The sequence below is a fragment of the Candidatus Eisenbacteria bacterium genome (assembly GCA_016930695.1).
Taxonomy (GTDB): domain Bacteria; phylum Orphanbacterota; class Orphanbacteria; order Orphanbacterales; family Orphanbacteraceae; genus JAFGGD01.
The window spans coordinates 62,139-86,066 of the sequence record JAFGGD010000049.1; the positions used below are offsets into that span (position 1 = coordinate 62,139).

General features: G+C 68.0%; 11 protein-coding genes. 4 read left to right on the forward strand and 7 right to left on the reverse strand.

What is annotated here, in order from left to right:
• Positions 1-48 precede the first annotated feature (48 nt).
• The 3 genes from JW958_12035 to JW958_12045 all read right to left on the reverse strand — a co-directional run bounded on the left by JW958_12035 (position 49) and on the right by JW958_12045 (position 2,161).
• Positions 49-711: a DivIVA domain-containing protein gene (locus JW958_12035; protein MBN1826983.1), complete on the reverse strand. Its 663-nt coding sequence runs from the start codon at positions 709-711 to the stop codon at positions 49-51.
• Positions 712-829: 118 nt separating this feature from the next.
• A complete protein-coding gene (locus JW958_12040; GenBank protein ID MBN1826984.1) occupies positions 830-1,429 on the reverse strand; it encodes a YggT family protein in 600 nt (199 codons plus the stop codon).
• A gap of 36 nt (positions 1,430-1,465) precedes the next feature.
• Positions 1,466-2,161: a YggS family pyridoxal phosphate-dependent enzyme gene (locus JW958_12045; GenBank protein ID MBN1826985.1), complete on the reverse strand. Its 696-nt coding sequence runs from the start codon at positions 2,159-2,161 to the stop codon at positions 1,466-1,468.
• A gap of 288 nt (positions 2,162-2,449) precedes the next feature.
• Here JW958_12045 and JW958_12050 point away from each other — a divergent pair, with 288 nt between their 5' ends.
• Entirely contained in the window at positions 2,450-3,709 is a 1,260-nt protein-coding gene (locus JW958_12050) for a hypothetical protein (GenBank protein ID MBN1826986.1), read from the forward strand.
• A 99-nt stretch (positions 3,710-3,808) separates the two neighbouring features.
• Here the strand turns inward: JW958_12050 and JW958_12055 are convergent, their stop codons facing one another.
• The gene (locus JW958_12055; GenBank protein MBN1826987.1) at positions 3,809-5,245 is read right to left on the reverse strand and encodes a glutamine synthetase; all 1,437 of its coding nucleotides are present in this window, start codon (positions 5,243-5,245) and stop codon (positions 3,809-3,811) included.
• Positions 5,246-5,601: 356 nt separating this feature from the next.
• Between JW958_12055 and JW958_12060 the strand changes: the two genes are divergently transcribed.
• Both JW958_12060 and JW958_12065 read left to right on the forward strand, forming a co-directional pair.
• The gene (locus JW958_12060; protein MBN1826988.1) at positions 5,602-7,788 is read left to right on the forward strand and encodes a hypothetical protein; all 2,187 of its coding nucleotides are present in this window, start codon (positions 5,602-5,604) and stop codon (positions 7,786-7,788) included.
• The gene (locus tag JW958_12065) at positions 7,785-14,396 is read left to right on the forward strand and encodes an RHS repeat-associated core domain-containing protein (protein MBN1826989.1); all 6,612 of its coding nucleotides are present in this window, start codon (positions 7,785-7,787) and stop codon (positions 14,394-14,396) included. The genes JW958_12060 and JW958_12065 overlap by 4 nt, the downstream gene beginning before the upstream one ends.
• 29 nt (positions 14,397-14,425) lie before the next feature.
• Here the strand turns inward: JW958_12065 and JW958_12070 are convergent, their stop codons facing one another.
• Together JW958_12070 and JW958_12075 are read right to left on the reverse strand one after the other, a co-directional pair.
• Complete coding sequence (locus tag JW958_12070) at positions 14,426-19,603, reverse strand: right-handed parallel beta-helix repeat-containing protein (protein MBN1826990.1); 5,178 nt, start codon at positions 19,601-19,603, stop codon at positions 14,426-14,428.
• A 177-nt stretch (positions 19,604-19,780) separates the two neighbouring features.
• Positions 19,781-20,488: an isoamylase early set domain-containing protein gene (locus JW958_12075; protein ID MBN1826991.1), complete on the reverse strand. Its 708-nt coding sequence runs from the start codon at positions 20,486-20,488 to the stop codon at positions 19,781-19,783.
• 150 nt (positions 20,489-20,638) lie between these two features.
• On the opposite strand from JW958_12075, the gene JW958_12080 reads away from it, so the two are divergent.
• Positions 20,639-22,723, forward strand: coding sequence for a glycoside hydrolase family 97 protein (locus tag JW958_12080; protein ID MBN1826992.1), 2,085 nt, complete (start codon positions 20,639-20,641; stop codon positions 22,721-22,723).
• A 134-nt stretch (positions 22,724-22,857) separates the two neighbouring features.
• Here the strand turns inward: JW958_12080 and JW958_12085 are convergent, their stop codons facing one another.
• Entirely contained in the window at positions 22,858-23,922 is a 1,065-nt protein-coding gene (locus JW958_12085; protein ID MBN1826993.1) for a hypothetical protein, read from the reverse strand.
• Positions 23,923-23,928: the final 6 nt, after the last annotated feature.

Below are 23,928 nucleotides of genomic sequence, written 5' to 3' on the forward strand. Positions count from 1 at the left end.
GGCCGGTCCCCACGCGTTCCGGTTCGCGGAGCGGCGGGGTCGGCGCGGTTAGCGTTCTTCGTCGACGGGTTCGGGGGCGTAGGACGCGGGTGATTCCCCGGGGACCGATTCCCGATCCGGGATCCGCTCCCCGTCCACCTCCCCCACCGCGCCCCGAACCGTTTCAACCGCCTCCGATTCGATCCGCTCCCCCTCCGCTTCGATCTCGTCGAAGAGAGCGCGCTGGATCTCGTCGAGACGGCGCAGGTCTTCGTCCCCTTCGTACTCGACGCGCTTCAGGTCGAGCATCTTGAGCTGCGTCTCCACGAGCAGCCGGAACCGGGCCAGGAAATCGCGGCGCTGTTTCGCCAGATCGGTGAGGTCGTTGCGGACCCCCTCGAGGATCCCCCGAGCGGACTGGATCGTGCGCTGGGCGCGCAGGTCCGCCTGCTTCATCCGCAGCTCCACCTCCTGATCCGTGTTCGCTTTGGTCTCCCGTGCCACCTTCTCGGCGGTGACCAGGGCGTTGCGGAGCGCTTCCTCGATGCGCCGGTAGTTCTCGAGCTGCACCTCAAGGGTGTTCATGCGGTCCCGGAGGTCCCGGTTCTCCTGAACCAGCCGCTCCACCTGTTCCGCCACCATCTCGAGAAAACCGCCGACCTCCTGCTCGTCCAAGCCGCGGAGCGCCTTGCGGAAGGTCTGTTTTCGGATGTCGAGGGGAGAGATCTTCATGGGCGAAGCCCTCCTGCCCATATGGAGTTCAAATGATCGCTCAGAATAGACGATCCCCCGCTTCCTTCCAAGGAAAATCGGGGTTCGGCGGCGGGATCGATCCCCGGCCGAATATACCCTATCCGCGGATGAAGATCATCCAGATCCCCTGCTTGACGAACTGGAGCAGGAAAAAGAGGAGGATCGGCGAGAGGTCGAAACCGCCGATGGGCGGCAGAACGGAGCGGAAAAGGGCGAGGGCGGGCTCGGTGATCTCGTAGACGAAGCGTGTGAAACGGCCGGCGCCGAGATAGCCGACGCGAATCCAGGAGAAGAGGATCCGGATCACCAGGATGATGACGTAGAGCGAGACGAAACCGTAGAGGAGAAACCCGATCGCCGCCATCGGGCGCCCCGCGCCGAGACTGACCATGAATCCGCCGATGCCGCGGATCGCCACGTCGTCGAAGACGTTTCCCGCGAAGTAGCCGATCAGGATGACCGCGAAGATCGCCAGGATCGCCGGTACCGCCGCGTGGGTTCCCGGAGGCATCAGGGAGTAGATCGGCGACACCAGGAAGTCGGTGATTCTGCCGATACGATAGAGGACGGAACCCGTGCCGTAACGGAACCGGGCCGGCGGCACGAAGATCCGGAAGAGAATCAGGAGGATGAGCGCCAGCGTTCCGTAGAGCAGGAACATGTGAAAGAGACTGGAAATGGTGTTCAGCAGAAGCATCGGATCCTCCGTTCCTCCGCGCCCCCGGGCGCCGGATCAGGCGGGCGGCCGCGGGCCGAAAATCGCCGTTCCCACCCGGACCAGGGTCGTCCCCTCCTCCACGGCGATCTCGAAATCATCGGACATGCCCATGGAGAGGATCTCCATCCGGGCCCCCGGGACGGGCCGGTCGCGGAGATCCTCGAAGAGGCCGCGCATCCGCCGGAAGGCGTCCCGGATCGCTCCCTCGTCTCCGGTGAGCGGTCCGATCGTCATCAGACCTTCCAGGAGAAGGCCGGGGAGAGGGGCGACACCCGCCGCGAGATCCCGCAATACCGCCGGCGTCACCCCCGCCTTGCTCGCTTCGCCGGAAATATTCACTTCCAAAAGAATCGGCGTGCGCCGCCCGATCGCCTCGGAGCGGCGGGAGACCGCCTCCGCGAGACGAAGCGAATCGATCGACTGGATCCGGTCGAACAATTCCACAGCCTTCCCCGCCTTGTTCCTCTGCAACCTCCCGACGAGGTGCCTCTCCGGACCGGTGATCAGCGCGGGCCACTTCGCCTCCGCCTCCTGCACCCGGTTTTCACCGATCGCCCGCACGCCGGCGCGGATCGCCTCGTTGACCGATTCCGCCGGGATCCGCTTGGAGACCGCGAGGAGGAGGATCCCCTCCGGGTCTCGGCCCGCCCGGGTGGCGGCCGCGGCGATTCTTTCACGGACGAGGCGCAGATTTTCGGCGATCGCGGGCATCGGTTTCCTCCGGTCCGGCAGCGTAACACCTTGCCGGAACAGCCGCAACGGAAATGGGATGGAGGCGGGGCGCGGCCGGCCGGGGGGGGTTTTCGTTTCTCCCGACGACGGGTACAATGAGGTACGGCGAGAGCGTCGGACGGCGCCGGGAGCCTCCTACCGCGTTCGAGAGATCCGGATCACGGAACGCCGGAAGGGGCTTCGCGCCGCGCGCCGCGCGGAAATTCGAAGGACGGAGAAACCGAAGACCGACTCCGGTGTGCAAGAACCGGAGGCGGAGAGCGAACGATGACGGCACCCCATCCCGGAAGATTCGAGACGCCACTCGCCTATCAGGTTCACCCGTTCCTGGACCCGAACCTGCACCGGCGGAGACCCGAACTCGTTCGGCTATGGCTCTCGACCTATCGCTCCATCCGGGACGACCCGGCCGAGTACGAGAGGATGATTCGCGCCTACTCCCTCCCCGCCGAGGACGGCGATGATGATCCCCGCGCGGTGATCGAACGCTACTGTCACGACGCCGACGACTACCTGGACGACCTACTTCGCCTCGTGCCGGAGGAAAACGCGATCCCCCTCCGTCCTTTGCCGGAAACGCGCGACACCAACGACATGCTCGGCCTGTTGGAGAACAGTTTTCGGGCCGGGAACAGGCGTCGCCGCTACGAGGCGGTCCGGAAGCTGGTGCTCGCCAAACTGCTCTTCGACGTGGACCACTGCCGCACCGTTCGGGACGGCATGCGCCATAAAAAGAAATTCGAGTCGATCCTACGGGAGAAACTCTGGTCTCATCTCGCCGAGGAAGGGGAGGTGGAGATCTGCTGCGGCTTCGACGACGGTTCGGGCGGGAAAGGTCTTTTCCGCACCGGCATCGCCGCCGGCGGAGACGCGCCGGTGTGGCGCTTTCCGGTCCGCCGCCTGGCGCCGCGGAACGGCGACCCGACGATCGACATCTACCACTACCGTTGCCGGTTCAAGCGGGAGGCGATCCCCTCGGCGAGCCTCCTCGCCGACGAGGGGACGCTCACCCTCTCCGAAAAACCGCGCTGGCCCCGACTCGGCCGCCGGAGCGGATCGATCGTGAGCAAGATGATCCGGCGCGGCATCGCCGATCCGAGCATGGTGCCCGATCTGCTCGGCGCCATGTTCATCGTCGGCGACCGGCGGCAGGCCTATGCGCTGGAGCGGCGGATGATCCGCGTCTCCGGCGGGCCTCTCCGTTGGCGGGATCGCGTGGACACGCTCCGGGGAGAGCGGGATCGGTCCCGTCTCAATCCCCAGTCTTCCTCCGCCTTCCGTGTGCTGAAGCAGATCATGGGCGTGCTCACCGAGGACCCGATCGAGGAAACCCCCTACCTCTTCTCCGTGGAGATCCAGATCTATCCGATCGAGGAGTATCTCCGCACCCTGCAGGACGGTCACTTCGCCAGCCACAACGCCTACAAGAAAAGGCAGTTTCTGAACGATCTGCTGCCGGTCCTCTTCCCCCCCGATGCGTTCGAGGGGGAAACGGCGGCGCTCGCCGCCGCGGCGTCCTGGGACTGATCGCTACGACTCAAAAGGTAAACAAATAAAGAAATACGCGCGCGGGGGGATCGCCGCGCGAGGGCGACCCGCTCCGTGCACGCGCTTGTTCGTCCCGCTCTAGGGGCGAAGCGTAGCGAGAACCTGGTCGATCATGCGGGGCGGGAAGACGCCGCCCGCCTCGAAGATCCCGCGAAGCGACTCCAGCGCGGCGGCCACTTCGAGGAAGTTACGGGGGACCGGCGTCCGTCCATCCTCCCCCTCCCCGTCGGCGTTGTCCACGGAGGTGCGGGCGAGCACCCCCTCCAGATCCTCCGCGTCCCGGCCGTAACGCATCGCCTGGGCGATCCCCGCGAGGATCAAGTAGGGCTGGGCGGACCCGTCCGGGAGCCGGAACTCCACGGTGGGGATCCCCACCTGCCGGTCGTCCTCGGCGGAAGCGACGATGGGGAGGCGGACAAGCGCCCTTCGGTTGAACTCCCCCCAAAAGACGGTGTTGGGCGCCTCTTTCCCCTGGGTGAGCCGCACGAAGGATCCGAGGCACCGGTTGCCGAAAGCCATCAGCGCGCCCCCCGCCTCGACCAGACCTGCGATCAACCACTTGGCGGGCTCCCGCAGCTCGCCCGTTTCGTCCCGCCCGGCGAAGACCTCGCCGCCCCGCATGGGGCAACAGTGGAAGTGGAAACCGCTCCCGGCGTGTCCCTTCCTTACGATCGGATCGAAGCTGCAGATCATGCCGCTCCGCCGCGCCAGGTTGCGGAGGACCCATTGGGTGAGCACCGTGTTCTCCGCCGCCTCCGGGAGCGGGGCTAGACCGAGTTCGATCTCGTGCTGCTCCCAGATCCGATCGTTCTCCTCCTTCGCGGGGATGTATCCCACCTCGCTGTGGCCGTATTTAATCGGCACGCCGATCTCGCCTAGGAGGCCGATGGCGCGCCGGCGCAGGTCCTCGCCGAAGACGAAAGGCGCTGTGGCGTGGTATCCCCAGTCCGGCGCGCCGTACGCGTCCAATTCGGATGGTTCTTTACCCAAAAAATATTCCACTTCGCCCAGCGCGTGCAGCTCGATGCCGATCTCTTCGCGCAGTCGCCGGTCCGCCCTGCGCAGGATCGTGTCCGGCGATTCGGGGAGAGGACCGCCGTCCCGTCCGGCGTGCCCGCAGAGGACGGTCAGCGTCGGCAGGGGCGAGAAGGGGTCGAGAAATGCGCGGTGTAGGCGCGGGCGGAGAACGATGTCCGACGCGCCGGCGCGGATGCCGCTCCCGGCGAAGAGGCTCGATCCGTCGGCGCGCTCCCCGCCGAGAAGCACGTCTTCCAGATGGGAGAGACTCCGGGGGGCGAAGTCGAGCGTCTTGAGCCAACCGTCTCCGCCGGCGTGCATCAGGCTCACCAGGCGGATCCCCCGATCGCGGACCAACTCGACCAGGTCCGAAGCCCGCCACGACTCCGGCGGTTTACCGATCAGTCGCCGGAGGGATCCGGCAGGATGACCCCGCTCCCCCACCTGCGGGCGGAGATTCGTGGAGGCGGGGTCGCCCGGGCATTCGGTCCAGCTCATCGTCGCTCCTCCGGCCCGGCGCGCCCGCGGGCCGCGCCGGCTGCGGGGATCGTGTCCCCGGCGGCTTGATCGCGGGGCGAAGGGACCGCCCCGGCGGGGGGTAAAAAGGAGGGGACGCGCCCCTCCTCCGGACCGGCGTCGGAAACGCCGACCGAAAAATCATACACTCTTTTCCCCCACGATGGCAACGGCCGGGAAGGGGGCACGGAATCACCGGGGCGCCGGGAAGGCGGATATCCGTTTCGAGACGACTCCCCTTTTCCCTTCTCTACCAACGGTTCCAATCGCTACAATCCCGTTGATTGAAGACCGAACCCTCTCTCCCGAGCCGCAGGCGGCGGGCGGAAGGATGTTCCATGTCCCCCCTCGTTCGCGCGAAGAGCAGACTCTCCGGCGGCGGCTTTCTTTTCCCCTCTCTGTCCCTCCGCATCCCGGTTCTCCTCATTCTGCCGGTGCTTCTCTTCCCGGTCTCTTCGGCCGTCGCCGGCGAAACCGCTGATAAGGAGGAAGCTGTCGCCCTCTTCGAACGTTCCGTTTCCAAGGCGGGCGCCCTCTGTCGCGGCATTCTTATGGATATCAAGCACACAAGCGATGCCTATCCGCCCGAATCGCTCAGCCCCTCCTCCCGTGAAACGGCGCGCGCGGAACTCGCCCGGACGACGAGTCTGGTGCGACTCTTTCGGGCCGTTCGGGAAGAGGCGGAAGGGTTGGAGAGGGCGGCGATGGACCTCCTCGAGAGAGACGAGGATGGGGGCGCTGAGGAGGAGCGGGCGAGAATGCGTGAGGCATCCGAGCGCCTCCGCGCTTACGGTCGATACGTGAACCGTTTCTGGGAAGAGGCGACGGACCGCTACGGCGAACCGCCCGCGCCGGAGATCCCCACTCCCGGGACGCGGCCCGCCGCGGAGCAGGGGGCCGGGCGCCCGGTCCGCATCACCGGGGAGATCCGAACCGGTCTGGGCAAGTCCTCCTACGATCGCCCGAACGCGACGCCCGACCCGGAGAAGGCGTCGGGCACCCTCTTCGAGGGGTTCGTCCGAGCGAACGGTGTTCTCCCGAACGGGACGGAGCTGCTCGCCGAGATGGGCCGGGAGTCCCGTGTCGTTCGCAGGGAGATCACCCTCAGCCGGGTCGCCCTCGCCGCACGACACCGTTTTCCCGCCGGTTGGAACGTGGAAGGGGGCGTGTCGAGGCGCGGCTACGACGACGACGAGGTGGAAGAAGCGGGCTACGGAGAAACGAGGCTCCACGCGGCGATCGGCTATGACGGTCCCGGACCTCGTTTTCGCGCGGGCGCGGAGAGGCGTGGCCGTTCCCATTCCGGCGTCGATCCGGATACGAGGGACTTCCGCGTCACCACTCTCCGCGCGGAGGGAGACGTGGGCGTGGGCGCCGGGCGTCTCCTCGCCTCACTCGCCCGGATCGGACACGACGTCGAAGCGGACGAGGGGGATTTTACCATTCTCCACCCCACACTCACCTGGCGGACGTCGGAGAGGGACGGAGGGGCCGAGGCGCACGCCTCTTGGGAGCGCTTCCGCTACGCCGATGATGAATCCGCCGATCAAGACCGATTGCGCGGACACCTCCGTTTTCCCCGGCGGGGTCCACGCTCCCGGGGGTACGTGGGACCGGAGGCGTCGGTGATCACCTACCCGAACGCGGACGAGGCGGGGTACGGAGACTACGGGATCGCCGGCCGCTCCGACGGGACCGCCGGCGCGCTCGGCGAGGGGACGCGTCGCAACAGTGCCTGGCGCTTGTTCTACCGGCGACACCGGTGGGAGGATGCCTTCGATTTCGTCGCCTTCTCCTGGAGCGACCGGCGCACGCCGGTCCGGCGCGGCTGGGTGCGGGAATTCGGTTTTACCGCGAAGGGGTACGTCGAACAGGCGGACTACGACACCGTCGGCGACACCGGCGCGAACCCTTCGCCGGAAGATGTGTATACCTCGCTCGGCGACGTGGTGAACGCCTTTCAGACCACCCGGGAGCCGCACAGGGCGGACCTCCACCTCTTCCTCGGACGCCGCCTCCGACCCTCCCCCCTTCTCATTCGCTCACTGGAGATCGGCGGATCGATCGGACACTCCCTCTTCTTGGATAGCGAGCGCCACCGCCTCCAAGAGAAGGCGGACGACCTGGTCGCCGAGCTACCGGACAGCCTCTCGGAAGTCACCCCTCTCGGCGAGACGGACTTTCTCTTCCGGAACACGGTGAATCAGGTCCGATGGGGGGTCCGCGCATCGGCGGAAATCGTCCCCGCGCCGCGGGCGTCGGGACGCGCCGCGGTCCGCTTCGATCAGGGACTCTATTACAACGGCGATCCGATCCAAACGACCCGCTCCCTCGACGTAAGGATCGACGGTGCCTACGCACTCCGGCCCGATCTTGCGCTGGAGCTTCGCCTCGAACTGCATCGAACCCGCGTCGGTGACGCCGGCTCGCCCCAGGATTTCAACCGTTCCGAGTTCGCGCTCCGCTGCCGCTATCGTTTCTCGGGCGCGATCCCCCTCGCGGGGGCGGGAGGGGAATACCAATGAGATATCGTTCGTTTTGTAATAAAGTTTTAATCGCTCTCCTGGCATCGCTTTGGATCGGGTCCCCCTTCCCCTTCGCGGCGCCGCCCGTCGCCGGAGAAGGATCACCGGCCGAGTCGGCCCCGCCCGGTCTCGCCCGGACCGATCTCATTCTGCCGGCGGGGGCGATCGACCTCGCGCTCCGGCGGGAACCAGCGACGGGCGACCGCACGCCGGGGCTTCTCGGATCGCGCTGGCGGCTCGAATGGGACGACGACGGCGCGGGTCCCTTGGCGGCCGGCGGCGACCGCGTGTCGTTCCGGGAGGAGCGGGACGCCGAGGGGCGGCTCGCCCGCGTGATCGACCGGAACGGGAACGAGACGCGGATCACCCGCGACGGGGAAGGACGAATCGTCCGCGTCGACGGTCCGCGCGGCGCGCACCTACTCTTCCGAACCGAGCGCGACGGGCTCCTCCGGGAGGTGCGAAGCTCGGCGGGGGACGCGGTCCTCTACCGCTACCGGGACGGCGAACTGGCCGAGGTGCGCGTGAACGGCGGCCCGCCGGTCCGTTACGCCTACGACCAAGCGGGGCGGATCGCTTCTGTGGACGATCCGGCGGAGGGGAAGACCGAATTCGGCTACGACGGAAAAGGACGGCTCACCCTTCGCCGCTTCGCCGGCGGCGCGACGGAGAAGATCGAGTACGACGACGAGACCGGCGCCCGACGCGTCATCGACCCGACGGGGGGGATCACGGGGATCGCCCCGCTCCCCGGCGGCGGCGTGGAACGGACCGGTCCCCTCGGCGGACGGACGATTCTCCGAACCGACCCGTCCGGGCGGCCGACGGAGACCGTCGGGCCGGACGGCGAAACGACGCGCTTCGCGTGGGACGATCGGGAACGGCTCGTCGCGATGGACGCCTGCTGCGGCGGTTCGGTCCGCTTCGCCTACGAGGGAGACGGGACGCGGCCCGCGTCGGTTCTCTTCGGCGACGGCTCCCGCACTCTCTTCGACTACGACGAGCGGGGCAACCTCGTCTTCCTCCGGGAAGGCGCCGACACCCTCCTCGCCCTCTCCTATTATACGGACGGCCTCCTCCGATCCCGCTCCGGCCGCGGCCTGCCGGAGGAGCGTTACGCCTACCGGGAGGACGGCCTCCTCCTCTCCATCACCGACGCGCTCGACGAAACGATCCTGTACGACTACGACGAGAGGGGAAACGTGATCCGCGCCGAAGGCCCGGGCGGCGCGACGACCGCCTGGACCTACGACGAGGCGCGGCGGCTCCTCGCGGAGACCGATCCCTCCGGAGCGACGACACGATACGCCTACGACGACGCCGGGCGGATCGCGCGGATCGAGGAGCCGGGGGGCGGAACGATCCGCTACCGGTACGACGCGCGGAGCCGTCTGATCGAGGAGACGGACGCCGGCGGCGGAACGACCCGCTACGCCTACGACGCCGCGGGGCGCCTCGTCGAGATCACCGGTCCCGCGGGCGGAACGGTCCGTTACGCCTACGACGCCGCCGGTAACTTGATCCGTGAAACGAACCCGCTCGGCGCCGTCCACCGGGCGGCGTACGACGCGGCGGGACGGGTGACGGAAGAGACCGGTCCGACGGGGGGCGCGGTCCGGACCGAGTACGACGAAGCGGGCGCCCCCGTTCGGATCATCGGTCCCGGCGACACGGAGAGAACCTTCGCTTACGACGAATCGGGGCGGCGGGTCGCGGCGACCGGACCGGGCGGGCGTACGGTCCGAACCGGGTACGACGAGCAAGGCCGGGTGGCGCGGATCGCCTACCCGGAGGGACTCGTGGTCCGCGCCGAATACGACCGGGAGGGACGGATCGCCCGTATCGCCGACAATCGGGGGAACGATGCGGGCTTCGCCTACGACGCCCTCGGCCGTTTGGTCCGCGAGAAGAGCGCCGCCGGCCTCGTGGTCGACACGGAGTACGGCCCCCTCGGCCATCCGGTCGTCGTGCGTGACAACCTGGGCGGACTGCTCCACCGCGGGTTCGATCCGCGCGGTCTCCTCATCGAAGCGGCAGACGCGCGAGGCGCGACGGTCCGGTACCGCCGGGACGAGGCGGGCCGCGTGGTCGAGAGGACGGACCCGCTCGGCGCGGTCACCCGGATCGCCTATGGGGCGCTCGGCGCGCCGGAGAAAATCGTCGCCCCGGACGGCGCCGAGGCGCGGTACCGGCGCGGCGCCGCCGGCCGCCTCGTCGAGACACGCCTCCCCGGCGGAGAAACGGTTCGGATCGAAAGGGACGCGGCGGGGAACGCCGTCCGGATATCGACCCCCTTCGGCGGGACGGAACTGTTCACCTATGATCCTTCGGGGCGGCTGACCGCCGCGGTGGACGGGGCGGGACATCGAACGGTCTGGTCCTACGACGCCGCCGGACGGGTTCTCCGGCGCGACGCGGGCGACCGGTCGGTCCGTTTCGCATACGACGACGCCGGCGACCTCGTCTCCGCCGACGACGGCGCCCGCCCGGTGGAGTACGCCTACGACGATAAGGGGCGCCTCGCGCGGATCGACTTCCCCGCCGCCGGGCGGAGCCTCGCCCGGCGCTACGACGACGCGGGCCGCGTGATCCGTTCCGTCGACGCCGCCGGGGAAACCTTCGTTCATCGCTACGACGAGCACGGGCGGCTCGCCTCGATCGGCGTCCCCGGCGGAGGGGCGGTACGTTTCTCTTACGACGTCAAGGACCGGGTGACGGAGCTCTCCTGGCCGAACGGAGTGACCGCCTCCCGCGATTACGATCCGATCGGCCGGCTCGCCTCGATCTCCTACGCCGGACCGGACGGATCCATCCTCGCCTCACGGCGGATCGAGTACGACGACGCCGGCAATCCGGCGCGTGTCGTCGACGGGGACGGCTCGGTCCGATCCTACGCCTACGACGAGGCGGGCCGCCTGATCGAGGAGGCCGCCCCGACACGAACGATCCGCTACGCCTACGGCCGGGATGGGAACCGGAAAGCCCGCGAAACCGAAGAGGGGGAGGTCCGGTACCGGTACGACGGCGCCGGCCGGCTCGTCCGCGCCGGGGAGGTCTCCTACCGGTGGGACGGCGCGGGGCGCCTCGCCGGGAAGAGCGGACCGGAGGGGACGACGCGCTACGGATGGGACGCGGAGGGCCGCCTCGTCTCGGTCATCCTGCCGGACGGCGGCGAGGTGCGCCACGCCTACGGTCCGGAGGGGACGCGCGTCTCCACCGAAGGACCGGGCGGCTCGTTCCGCTTCCTCTCCGACGGCCCGAACCGGGTCGCCGTATTGGACGCGGAGGGAGAGCTGATCGCGCGCGTCGTCCACGCCCCCGGCGTCGACCGTCCCCTCCTCTGGGTTCGGGGGGACGAGCGCATCCACATCCACGCCGACGGTCTCGGCACGCCGATCCTCGCCACCGACGACGACGGCGCGGTCGTCGCCGCCTGGACGCTCGACGCCTTCGGCCGCCCGATCGAGCGCTCCGGCGACGCCGACCTCCCCCTTCTCTTCACCGGACGCCCCTACGACGACGCCACCGGCCTCTACGACTTCCGCGCCCGCTGGTACGATCCGAATATCGGCCGCTTCCTCTCCCCCGATCCCGCCTTCGACCCGGAATCGCCGCCGGAACGCCTGAACCCCTACGTCTACGCGCGCAACGCCCCGACCCGCTGGACCGATCCCTTCGGCACGATGGAGATCCCCCGCGGATTCACAGGCGAAGAGGGGCGCCGCCTCTGGCGCCTCCGCATGATGCGGGACTACGAGCTGCGCGGTGATTTCAGCCTCGACGACGTGAACTGGAACGTGGAGAGGGACATGTGGATGCAGCGGGGCCGCGCGCCGGGTGAGGGCTTCCGAATCCTCGAGTCGGAGTACCAACAGAACCTGGAAAGCGCGACCGCCTGGAACCGGGGGGGGCGGCAGGCGATGGTGAATGAATGGCGGCAGGGGCTGGCGGAGCAGGATCCGAACTGGTCGCGGTACTACCGCTCCGGCGGCGACGCGGGCCGTTCGCGAATCCCCGTCGACGCGGCGGAGACTCCGGCCGGGGGACCGACGATTCGATCCAACGCGGGGGGGCGAACGATACAAACCGGCGACGGGGCGCGCCTCGGCCGGGGAGGGCCGACGATCCGAACCGGCGCGGCGAACCAAACGATCCAGACGGGCGACGGACCGCGCATGGGCGAAGGAAGCCCGACCGGCGCGCATCGGCCCGGAACGGCGGAACAGCAATTCTCCCGCCAGCCGACCACCGCCGATCCGCGGCTTCGCCCGCGCCCGGGCGGCCGGGGTCCGACGCGCCCCTCCCCCTCCGCCGTCGGCGAGGGAGTCCTCTCCGCGTCGCGCGTGACCGGCGGCGTCGCGACCGGCGTCGGGCTGATGTCCATGCAGCTCAACTACAACGCATGCCGGGACGCGGGAGGGAGCCGCGCCGACTGTCTCAAACCGGTGATCCTCGGCCTGGGAATAGCCATCTCCATCGGCGCGATCGGCGCGATGGCGCTTCCCGTGATCGCGGGGGGCGCCCTCCCCGCCGTGGCCGCCGCCCTCGCCGCCATCGGCCTTTACGGCTCCGTGGACGCCCTGCTCGAAGCGGGGGACGATTGGGCCCATGTCTACGAACGGGTGGCGGCGGGCGCGCAGCAACGCCAGGCCCGGGACATCCTCGCCCTCGACGAGAGTCTGCTCGCCGCGTTGCAGGCGGAACTGGAGCATTACTGGGACACCGCCTCCCTCGCCACCGTGGCGTGCGAGAGGGCGCAAACCGCGTCGAAGAACGCGGAGGAAGCGGTCGCGAGGATGCGAACCGACGCCGCCTCGGTGGGAGGCATCGCCGCGGTCATCGCAGAACGCGCGCCGGATTGCGCCTCCAACGCGGAGGTTTCCGGCGACATGACGGATCTCCTCGCCCGGGTCGGGCGGATGGAGGAGACGGTGAACCGTTCCCTCGACGGCGCGGAGGCGATCGCCGAGGAATGCTCCGGTCCTGAGGACGCGGGCCGGATCGAGGAGCTGTACCAGATCGCGACCCGCCTGGCGGCGCAGATGAAGGAGGATGCGGAAGCGGCGCGCGCGCGGAGCGGGGAAGTCACGATGCCGACGGAGGGGGCGGGCGCGGTGGTTCAGGCCCTGGCCATGATGGAGCGGGTGAACGATCGATTGATGAACGATCTCGGGATCGCCGGTGACGGGGCCGCCGCTTTCCTCACCGAGAGCGAGAAGGCGCGGGCCTTCCGGGAAAGCGCCGACGCCATGGCGGCGGAGATCCGGCGCCGGACGGGAATCCTCCAGGACGCCCTCGACGCCGGCGTGGGACAAACCGGCGACGAGGCGAAGCGAAGACGTTTCCGGAGTGAACTCTCGAGGATCCGGACCGGTCTCCGGACGCAGATCGACATCGAGCGCTGCGATCCTTCGAAGCTCGACCCGGAGGGGCCGGTGAACGCGAAGCTGGACGCGGAGAACCTGGTCTCGGATCTCCGGCCCGTGATGGAAGAGGCTCGCGCGGCGGCGGGGAACTGCGCCGCCCTATCGGATCGGATCGATCTCATGCAACGAATCGACGGGGCGACGGCGCTCGCCCTCTACCGGGTCGGCGCCGACGAGTATCTGCTCGAGCGGGCGCGGGAGTGCGACGGCGCGGAAGAGACCGAAGGCGGTTCCGAGACCGGCGGCCTGGACGAGGCGATCGCCGACGTGGACGACGATCCCCTCATCGACTTCCTCGCCGCCCTCGATCTCTTCCGGACCGCCGCCGGCGAGGAGGAACGACTCCACGAGGAGTACGGCGTCGCCGCCGGCGCCTTCGAGCAGGAACTCCGCGTATCGGGCGCCGCCGCCTGCGAGGAGCGGAACCTGGGCTACTTCCTGGCCGAGTCGGAAAGAATCCTCGGCGAGCACCGGCGGGCGACGGCGGACCTGGCCGACGCCTACGCCTTCCTGGCGGGGGTGCTGGACCGTCTCGACCCGGCGGAAGCGGCGGCGGCGGACGCGACCTACGCCGGGGCGCTCGCCCGGGCGGGCGAAATGGAGGGGCGGCAAACCGAGATGCTCGCCTCGCTCCGGGACGACTACGGCTGCGACGAGGAAAACGTGAGACGGCGTGGGGAGGAATCCGCCGAGCCGGGCGCGGACCGGGACGACGTGAACGCCGGGACGGCGGGGGGCGCGCCGGACGCGGTGGAGATCTGCGGCGACCTCTGGGACAATGACGGCGACGGGAAGATCGACGAGTGCGACGCCGGCTGCTGCGAGGGGCGGGCGACGATTCTGGTCTCCGATTGCGGCTCCGAGCCGGACGATATCTTTCTGGTGAGGCTCAGCACCGGAGAGTCGGGGGTGACCCCCCGCGGCGCCGAGACCTCCTTCAACATCGACCTCGATCCCGGTTCCTACTCCGTCACCCTTCACGTGCTGAGCGCGCCGGACGACGTCGGCACCTACTGCCTCACGATCCTCTTCGACGGCGTGACCATCCTGGACGTGGCGGGCGGTCCTCCGGAAGGGACCGTGGAGACCTGGGGCTTCACGATTCCCGAACCGGGCGCCGCGCTCGGCCTGCGGGTGACGCCGATCGTCGACAAAGCGCCGCCCGGAGCGATGCGGGAGTAGGCCGGGGGAACGCGACCGGAAAAATTCCCCTACCTGACCAACACCATCTTACGGGTCGCCTGAAAGCCCTCCGCGCGCATGCGGGCGAAGTAGATCCCCGATCCGACCGGCCGTCCCGTATCGTCGACGCCGCGCCACACTCTTTCGAAGTCGCCCGCGTCGAACGGTCCGTCCGCGAGAACGGCGACTCTGCGCCCACTCACGTCGTAGACGACGAGGCTCACCCGTCCCGCCTTCGGGACCGCGAATCGGATCGCGGTCTCCGGGTTGAAGGGATTGGGACGGTTCGTTTCGAGACGGAAGGCGGCGGGCGGCTCCTCCGCCGGTCCGTCCACCGCCGTCTGGGAGGCGCATCCCACCGGACGGGCGCCCACGAGTCCGCAATACGGATTCTGATCGGGAGCGCAGGAGGATGCCGCGTCGATCAGGAAAGGATCGGCGCCTTTCTTCACACCGCAAAAATAAGGATCGCCGGAGAAGTTGCCGTCCGTCCCCTCCATTCCGGAGAGGCAACCGACGTAGTCCCCTCCCTCGTTGCCGTACACGTCGCAGCAGTCGAGAGTCGGCCCGCCCGTTCCGGAGCAGTACACCGCCGCGCCCCCGTCGTTGAAGGCGAGGATGACGTTCGTCAGCACCGGCTCGCTGGAGTAGGAAAAGATGCCGGCGCCGGAAGATGTCGCCTCGTTCTCCGTGAACGTGCAGCTCCGGATCGAAGGCTCCGACTCGTGCAGGTGAACCCCGCCTCCCGAGACCGCATCGTTCCAGACGATCTCGCAGCTGTCCATGAGGGAGGAGGAGCGCACGAAGGAGACCCCGCCGCCGGAGAGCGCATCGTTCACGTCGAACACGCAATCCCGAATCAGAGGGTCGCACTCGTAGACGCGGAGCCCCCCGCCCCCCCCGGACGCCACGTTCCAGCTGAAGATACAGCTCCGGATGGTCATGTCCGATCCGCTGCAATACATGCCGGCGCCGTTCACATGGTATCCCCCGAAGAGGGTCAGCCCCGAAACGACGGTGGAGGAGTCGAGCCCGACGCAGTAGAGCACCCGGCCGAGGGAGTCCGCGTCGATGATCACGTCCTCCGGATCACCGGTCGCCCCGCGCAACACCACCCCCGACGGCATCACCAGATCGTGTTCGTGATAGGTGTCCGCCGCCACCTCCACCGTGTCCCCGGCCAGAGTGGAATCGAGACCCGCCGCGATGGTGGGCGCGTCGCCCGGCACGGCCCAGATCCGCGGCGCCCGGTACACGGTCACGACGACCAGCGCGGAATCGACCCCTCCTTGGCAGTCGGTCACCCGATAGGTGAGCGAATCGAGGCCGGCGAAACCGGGTGAGGGAGTGTAGGTGAGCGTGGTGTCCCCCGGGTCGATCTTCACGTCTCCGGCGGTGAGGGCGTCGGAGAGCTCGGCGATTCGCAGAGGATCGAGATCGCCGTCGGTGTCGTTCGTGAGCACGTGGAGGGTGATCGGCGTGACCGCGTTCGTTTCGGCCGCGTCCTGCGCCGCCGAGGGGGCGGCGTTCCCCGTGGTGCTGTCCCGCGCCACCAGGGAGAAGAAGTCCGCCGCCTCCACCGGCTCGAGGAAGAGGCCGCCCGAGGTCTGCAGGCCGGAGAAGCAATCGAACTCGTTCCGAACGGGGAACCCGGCGCTCACGGACACGACGGAGAAGGAGTCCCCTTCCGTCGGCTCGAAACCGCCGGTGAGGGTCACGTAGACCGCCCCGTCGAAAACGGCGCCGCCTTCGACCAAGAGCCGATCGTAGGCCGCTCCCGGCGCGGTCCCTCCGATCTCGATCTCCAGCTCGCTCGTGGCGGACTGCAGAAAATCGCCGAAGAACGTGAGGACCCCCGCCGAGCAGCCGGGACGGATCACGCCGTTCCCGTAGAAGTCGCCGCCGTCGCTGTCGAAGAGCCCGCTCCCTTCGAGGACGGCGTTTTCCTTGAGATCAAAAACGCCGTCGTTGACCACCACCGCCGCCGTGTCGAGGCCGACGAAACCGTAGTTGTCGAACCGGGCGCCGGCACGCACCTCCAGCGTGCCGGAGAGATCCCAATCGCCGAGGGTCCCGTTGGAGACGTTTCCTTCGGTGGTGAAGGTCCCCGCCTCCGCCACGGTCACCGTGCCGGTGTTCAGAAAAGACCCGGAGACGCGCGTCCCCCCGCCGGCCTTCACACCCGACGTGTCCGCCACGGCCAGGGTCGCGCCGCTGTCCACGGTCACCGTACCGTGGTTCACCACCTCCCCCTGCATGTTGAGGGTCCCGTCCGCCACCACGATCGCCCCGTCCCCCGGGTCGTCGAAGAGGTTGTGGAAATCGGCGGCGAGGTTGGCGATCGCCCTCGCCCCCTTCGACGGATCCTCCTTGCGGAAGGTCCCGTAGTTGCGGAGCAATCCGTCTCCGCTGACGGCGCCATCCCCCTCCAGAAGGATCAGCCCGCCCGCCCCGTTCTCCAGCACCGTCGTCGCGCCGAGAATCCCGAGGCTCGAGGACTCCAGCAGGCGGACGTAGTTCGTGTTGTCGAAGAATACGCCGCGGAACGCGCCGTCCCCCGGATCGAGGAGCATCTGGGCGTTGGTGTTCACCAGGACGGAGCCGGCGTTGGCGAACTCGTTCTCGATGGAGAGGACCCCCTCATCGACCACGATCGCCCCGTCGCCCGGATCGTCGTGCATGTTGTCGAAAAGGGCGGTGATGCGGCTCATCGCGCGGCTCTTCAAGACCGGATCGCGCTTTTCCACGCGGCCGTAGTTGACGAAGGTGCCCGTTCCGGTGATGTCTCCTCCCTCGAGAACGACCAGGCTCCCCAATTCGTTCACGAACGAAGTACCGGCGCCGTCGATCTGCAGCTCCGCCCCCTCCTCGATGACGATCACGCCGTCGTCGCCGTTGGCGTAGCTCCCGGCGCGAAACGCCCCGTCGCCGGGATCGAAGAGCGCCATCGCCGAGGTGTGCACCACCAGGGAACCGGCGTTGGTGAATTCGCCCTCGATGACCAGCACCCCCCCTTCGACCACGATCGCCCCGTCGCCCGGATCGTCACGGCGGTTGTCGAAATCGACGGCGATGGCGCCGAAGCCCCTCGACTTCTCCGGATCGCTCTTGCGGACCGTGCCGCCGTTCACGAAGAAACCGTCGCCGATCAGAGAGCCGTCGGAAAGAATCACCGTTCCTCCGGACTCGTTCACGAAAGTGCCCCCGGCGGCGACTTCGAAGAAAGCCCCGTCGCTCACGAAGATCTCGCCGGAGTTCTCCCCTCCCTCGAGCACCGTCAAGGTATCGCTCCCGAGGGTGAGCGTCGGGCTATAGGAAAAGGAGGAGTCGATGGTCAGTTCGAGCACGACGGCGCTCTCGTTCAGGAGAACGACGTAGTTCGACAGATCCCCCGGAAGATAGGCGTGGTCCGACGCCGTCGGCACGCGGTTCGGATCCCAATTCGCCGTGTCGCTCCAGGAACTACCGTCCCCCATTCCCGTCCAGACGACGACGGGCCGGCAACCCACGGGACGGGCCCCGATCACTCCGTAGGCGCTTCCGGTGCCGCAGGTGTCGAGGGCGCAGGGGGAGATCCCTTGCAGCGAGAGGGAATCCAAAGGGTTCTCGACGCCGCCGCAGAAGAGGGGATCGGCCGAGAAGTTCCCGCTCACGCTGTCCGACGAGGCGATGCAGCCGGTCCAGTCCCCGCCGTCGTTGCCGTACACGTCCGTGCAGGAGAGGATCGGGAAGCCCGATCCCAAGCAGGCGAATGCCTCCCCCGTTCGGTTATAGGCGATGATGGTGAGAGCGATGGAAGGAGAGGTGTCGGCGGTGAGCACGCCCGCTCCCGTGGGCGCGTCGTTCCAAACGATCGTGCAGTTGGTGAGGAAGGGACTTCCGTTTTCGATCAGAATCCCGCCGCCGTAGGTTTCCCCCGTGTTTCCCGCCAGCGTGCAGCCGGTGAGCCCCCCCGAGGCGGCGTAGCAGTAGACGCCCCCGCCTTGGTCCGCCGTGTTCCCGGCGAAGACGCAGTCCACCGCGTTCGGGCGCGAGGAGAGCCCGAAGTAGGCGCCGCCCCCCGTTTCCAATCCGCCGAGAAGGACCGTGTTCTCCGCGATGGTGCAGTCCGAGAGGTAGGCGCCGCCGCCGGACAGGTAGACCCCTCCGCCCCCCCAGTACGCGCTGTTGCCGGTGATGACGCAATGGACGACCGAGGCGCTGTCTCCTTGCAGGTTGACGCCGCCCCCCCCCGAGCCGGCGTAGTTCTCTTGGATACGGCAGGAGATGATCCGCGGGTCGGCGTTCCACGATTTCAACCCGCCCCCCTCGCCGTCCGCCGCGTTCCCCGAGATCACGCAGTTCTCGATCGTCATCGCGCCGGTGGAGCGGCAGAGCATGCCTCCCCCCTGCTCGTCCAGCCCGGTCCCGACGGCGTGTCCGCCGGTGAGCGTCAGGTCGGCGAGTCGTGTGGCGGAGTTCACGCTGATGGCGTAGAAGACCCGGCCGAGGGAATCGGCGTCGACGACCACGTCCGTCGGATCACCGGTGGCGCCCGTGACGATCACGCCGGACTTCAGGGTGACGTCGTGCTCATAGTAGGTCCCCGCCGCGACGACCACCGTGTCCCCCACCGCCGCGGAGTCGATCCCCGCCTGGATGGTCGGCGCGTTGGACGGCACGTTCCACGCCGTCGGCCAGCCCGCGCATCCGCCCGGAGGCGGGGAGGCGTTCACGCCGCCGTGCCCGGAAGGCCGCGTGGTGACGCACCACCGATCCACGTCGGTGTCGCAGTCGTACAGGCTGTCTCCATGGGTCGTGTGGGGGAGGACACGCAGATTCCCCCCTCCTCCGCTGTAGAAATATTCGAAATCCATCACCGCGACCCGCCCATTCCCGTCCGGGTAGAGACAGGAAGGCCAGGCGATCGCGCACCCCTCGACCTCGACGTCACCGATAAGGAGACCGCTGTTCGTCGGAGTGAAGGAGATGGGAATGGCATCGAAAGCACGGTCGAAACGGAACGCGACACCCGACACGCCGCCGCCCGAACCGAATCCCGTCAGATAAACGGTCCCGCTGAAAATCGTGTTCGTCCCCGGTTCGATATAGTTGGAGTCATTCTCGAACTCGATGAAGATCCGGGCGTCCGGATTATCGCCGGCGACGGCCGGAACCGTGGAGACGAGAAGGAAAAGGAGAACGAAGAGAGGAGAGAGGGATCGCACGGGGGCACCTCCTCGAAACAGGTAAGGACGGCAATGAGATGGAATAGCGTAACCCGCGTAGGGATTTTAACATACGAATTCAAGAGAAGTCAATGAGCGCGGAGAAGAGGAGAAGCCGGCACGACGTCCGCCTCTCGAAATTGATCGCCGGGGCGCTTCGCGTACGCGGGGAGAGACCTATCGTTCCCCCGCCGTCATCGGCTCCTCGCGGACGGTGAGGAGGGCGTTTTCACCTCCGAAGCCGTCCGGTTCGCGGCGTCGGGCGGCGGGATCGCCGCGCCAGTCGTCGCCGTCCACCACGAACTGATAGGCGTACTCGCCGGGCATGAGGTGGATCGTCGTCTCCCAGATTCCGTCGCCGTCCGGGTCGCTCATCGGATGGGCGGCGGCGTTCCAGTCGTTGAAGCTCCCCGCCACCGAGACGGCGTTGGCGTGCCCTCCCTCGTGCCTGTAACGGAAAGTGACCGCCGTGCCGGACGGTTCCACGGCCGCGCCCCCGCCCGGTTCGCCGGCGAAGAGAGGCGCGTCCCCCGTGACGATCAGCACCGAGTTTTGTCCGCCATAGCCGTCGTCGACGAACTTGGGCGCCGCCAAGTCGGTGATCCACCGGTTCCCGTCCACGACGTACTTGTAAGGGTGCTCCCCGGGGGCGATCTCCAACTGAACCTCGTACACGCCGTCCCCTTCCGGATCGAACAGCGGGTTCGCCGTGGTGCTCCAGTCGTTGAAGGAGCCGGCGACGGTCACCGAGCGGGCGTCCTCGGGCGGGCGGAAACGGAAGGTGACCTTGGTCGCGCCGACGGTGGAGAAGAGGCCCGCGGCGAGAAGGGCGACGGTGGTGACGATGGAAAGACGGAGTCGCGCGGTGCGAAGAGCGGCGGCCACGGCGTACCTCCCGGCGTGGGGGTCGGACCATTCCGACCGGGGTGAGCATACGGCGCGTCCGCGCCGGGGGTCAAGCCGCGGCGATCGTTGTCAAGGGGGGCGCGCCCTGTGCTACGATCGGTCGCGTACTCAAACGGGGAGGGTATGCCGATGACGATCCGCGCCGCCGCCGCGCCACGCGCGCGCGGTTTTCTCCTTTCGCTCGCTCTTGCGATTCTCGTCGCCGCAGGCGGGGCGTCGGCCCTCGGGGAACCGCCCGCGGCGTCCTCGCCCGACGGCCGCATCCGCTTCACCCTCGAGCTCGACGAGGGGGGGCGCCTCTTCTACCGCGTGCTCTTCGACGAACGCGTGGTGATCGACCGCTCCCGTCTCGGTTTCGTCCTGCGGGACGCGCCGCCGATGAACGAGGGCTTCCACGTGGAGAACGCCGCCGAGCGCTCCGGCGAGGAAGCCTGGGAGCAACCGTGGGGAGAATGCCGATCGATCCGCGCCGCCTTTCATGAACTGGAGGTGGAACTGATGGAGAGCGCCCCGCCGGGACGCCGCATGATCCTCACCGTCCGGGTCTTCAACGACGGCCTCGGCTTCCGTTTCACCTGGCCGGCGCAACCGGGGCTCGGCCGCTTCGCCCTGCTCGACGAAGGGACGGAATTCGTCTTCCCCGGCGACCCCGCCGCTTGGTGGATCCCCGCCTACGCGGGGAACCGCTACGAATACCTCTATAAAAGAACCCGGTTGAGCGGCCTCGCCGCCGATCCCCTTCTCCGCGCGGTTCACACGCCCCTCACGCTGGAAACGGAGGACGGCCTCCTCGTCGCCCTCCACGAAGCGAACCTGACCGACTACGCGGCGATGACCCTCGATCCGGAGCCCGGCTCGGTCCTCGCCTGCGACCTCGTCCCCTGGTCCGACGGCGACCGGGTGAAGGCGGAGACCCCCTTCCGCTCCCCCTGGCGCACCATCCAGATCGCCGAGAGCCCGGCGGATCTGGCGGAGTCCTCTCTCATTTTGTGTCTCAATGAACCGTGCCGTATCGAGGATGTCTCCTGGATCGAGCCGATGAAATACGTGGGGATCTGGTGGTCCCTTCACATCGGAAAGGAAACCTGGACGACCGGTCCGAATCACGGGGGGACCACGGCGAACACGAAGCGCTACATCGACTTCGCCGCCGCCAACGGCTTCGGCGGCGTGCTCGTGGAAGGATGGAACACCGGCTGGGATCAGGGATGGCTCGAGACGGGCGCCTTCGATTTCACGACTCCCACGCCGGATTACGACCTGGAGGAACTCGCCCGTTACGCCCGCGAAAAGGGGGTCACCCTGATCGGCCATCTGGAGAACGGCGGCGACGTGGCCGGTTTCGAGCGGCGGATGGAGGCGGCCTTCGCGCAGTGCGAGAGGCTGGGCATACGGGCGGTGAAAACCGGGTACGTGAGCCAGGGGCAGGGGATCCGGCGCTACGACGGGGCGGGGCGGGAGATCGCCAAGGAGTGGCAGCACGGCCAGTACATGGTGCGACAATATCGGAAGGCGGTGGAGGCGGCGGCGAAGCACCGGATCATGGTGTGCGCCCACGAGCCGATCAAGGACACCGGCATCCGCCGCACCTGGCCGAACATGATGACGCGCGAGGGGGCGCGCGGCCAGGAGTACAACGCCTGGAGCAGCGGTAATCCGCCGGAACACACGGCGATCCTCCCCTTCACGCGGCTTCTCTCGGCCCCCATGGACTTCACGCCGGGAATCATGGACGTGCTGATCGAGCCGTACAAGCCGGACAACCGGGTGCACACCACGGTGGCGAAGCAACTCGCCCTCTACGTGACGATTTACAGCCCGATGCAGATGGCCGCCGACCTTCCGGAGAACTACGAGGGAAATCCCGCCTTCGGATTCATCCGGGAGGTGCCGGTCGACTGGGAGGAAACCCGCTTCTTGAACGGCGCGATCGGAGACTACGTCACCGTCGCCCGCAAAGAGCGCGGCGGCGACGACTGGTACCTCGGGAGCCTCACCGACGAGGACCCGCGTGTGCTCCTCGTCCCCTTGGGCTTCCTCGACCCGGGCGCGGCCTACACGGCCTACGTCTACGCCGACGCCCCCGGCGCCGACTACCGCGGCAATCCCGAGGCGCTCTCCATCACTCGGGAGAAAGTGAACGCCGAGACGGTGATGCGGATCGACCTCGCCCCCGGCGGCGGCCAGGCGATTCGATTCCATAAGAACCGTTGACGGATTGAAATGAATCATGAAACCGGGGCTTAATGAGGGTAGGTGACTGTCCCTGATCCAATCCGCGTCGAGACAAAAGAAAAGGGGCGGGAGTGATCCCGCCCCTTCCCGTATGCGAATGTTCGGATCGCCGACTACCGGAAGAGCGTCTTGACGCTGCCCCAGGTAGCGTTCTCGGTGGCGGTCACGTCGTCCAAGACCACCTTGATCCGGCCGGACTCGTGGAGATAGAACCCCACCCAGCCCTCTTGGGTCACTTCGAAAGACCAGGTGCCGGAGTTGCTGCCGTAGCCGTTCACGCCCGCCTGGAGATCCCAGCCGCCGTTGGCCGCGCACTTGTACTCGTGCGTTCCGAGCATGCCCGAGTCGAAGTAGACCTGCACCCGGAGGACGCCGCCGCCGATGTCGGCCATCTGCGTCGCGACGTTGGAGGGATCCCAACCCTGCCAATCACCGACCGCCGCCCAGGTGTGGCCGGCGGCGAGGAGACTGCCGTCGTAAGCCGCGTTCGACTCCGGCGACCAACCCACCATCGGGTTGGTGTCCAGGAAGAATTCAACCACGTCACTGGTGACGAAGCTGATCGGGATGTTGGAATCGCCCGGATACTGGGGACTCCAGCTGCCGCTCACGCCGACCACCTGGTAACCGGAGCCGCCGCCCGCGGTGAAGTCGGCGGTCGCGGTGAGGGTCACGCTATAGATGCCGTCCATCTCCGGATCGGCCATGTCGGTCAGGGCGTCGCCGTTGCTCCAGTCGCCGCCGCCGAGTTCGCTCTCACAATCGCCGACGAGGTTCGGAACCTCGGGAGGAGCGACGCCGGAGGTGAAGGAGAACTCATCGGACTCGCAGACGCTGCCGTCGCTGCTCGTGGAAACCACGTACCAGCGGACCAGGTCGCCGCCCACCGCGGTCAGCCACGCTTGGTACCAGTCGTTGTTGCTGTTGTACTGATAGAAGGTCCCCGGCTCGGTCACCGCCGTCCCCGAATTTTTGGGATCGGTGTTGTCGGTGGTGTAGATGAAGTCCATCGACGTGAGGGTCCCCATTCCGTCCGGATCGCCCGGCCAGACCTGCGCTTCCACGAAGTTGGTGTTGGGATCGCTGTAGCCGTTTCCGCACCAACAATCCGCGAAAGCACTCGCCGCGAACGCCATCGCGATCAGAAGACCGCCGGTGATCAGATAACCTCTGCGCATGAATGC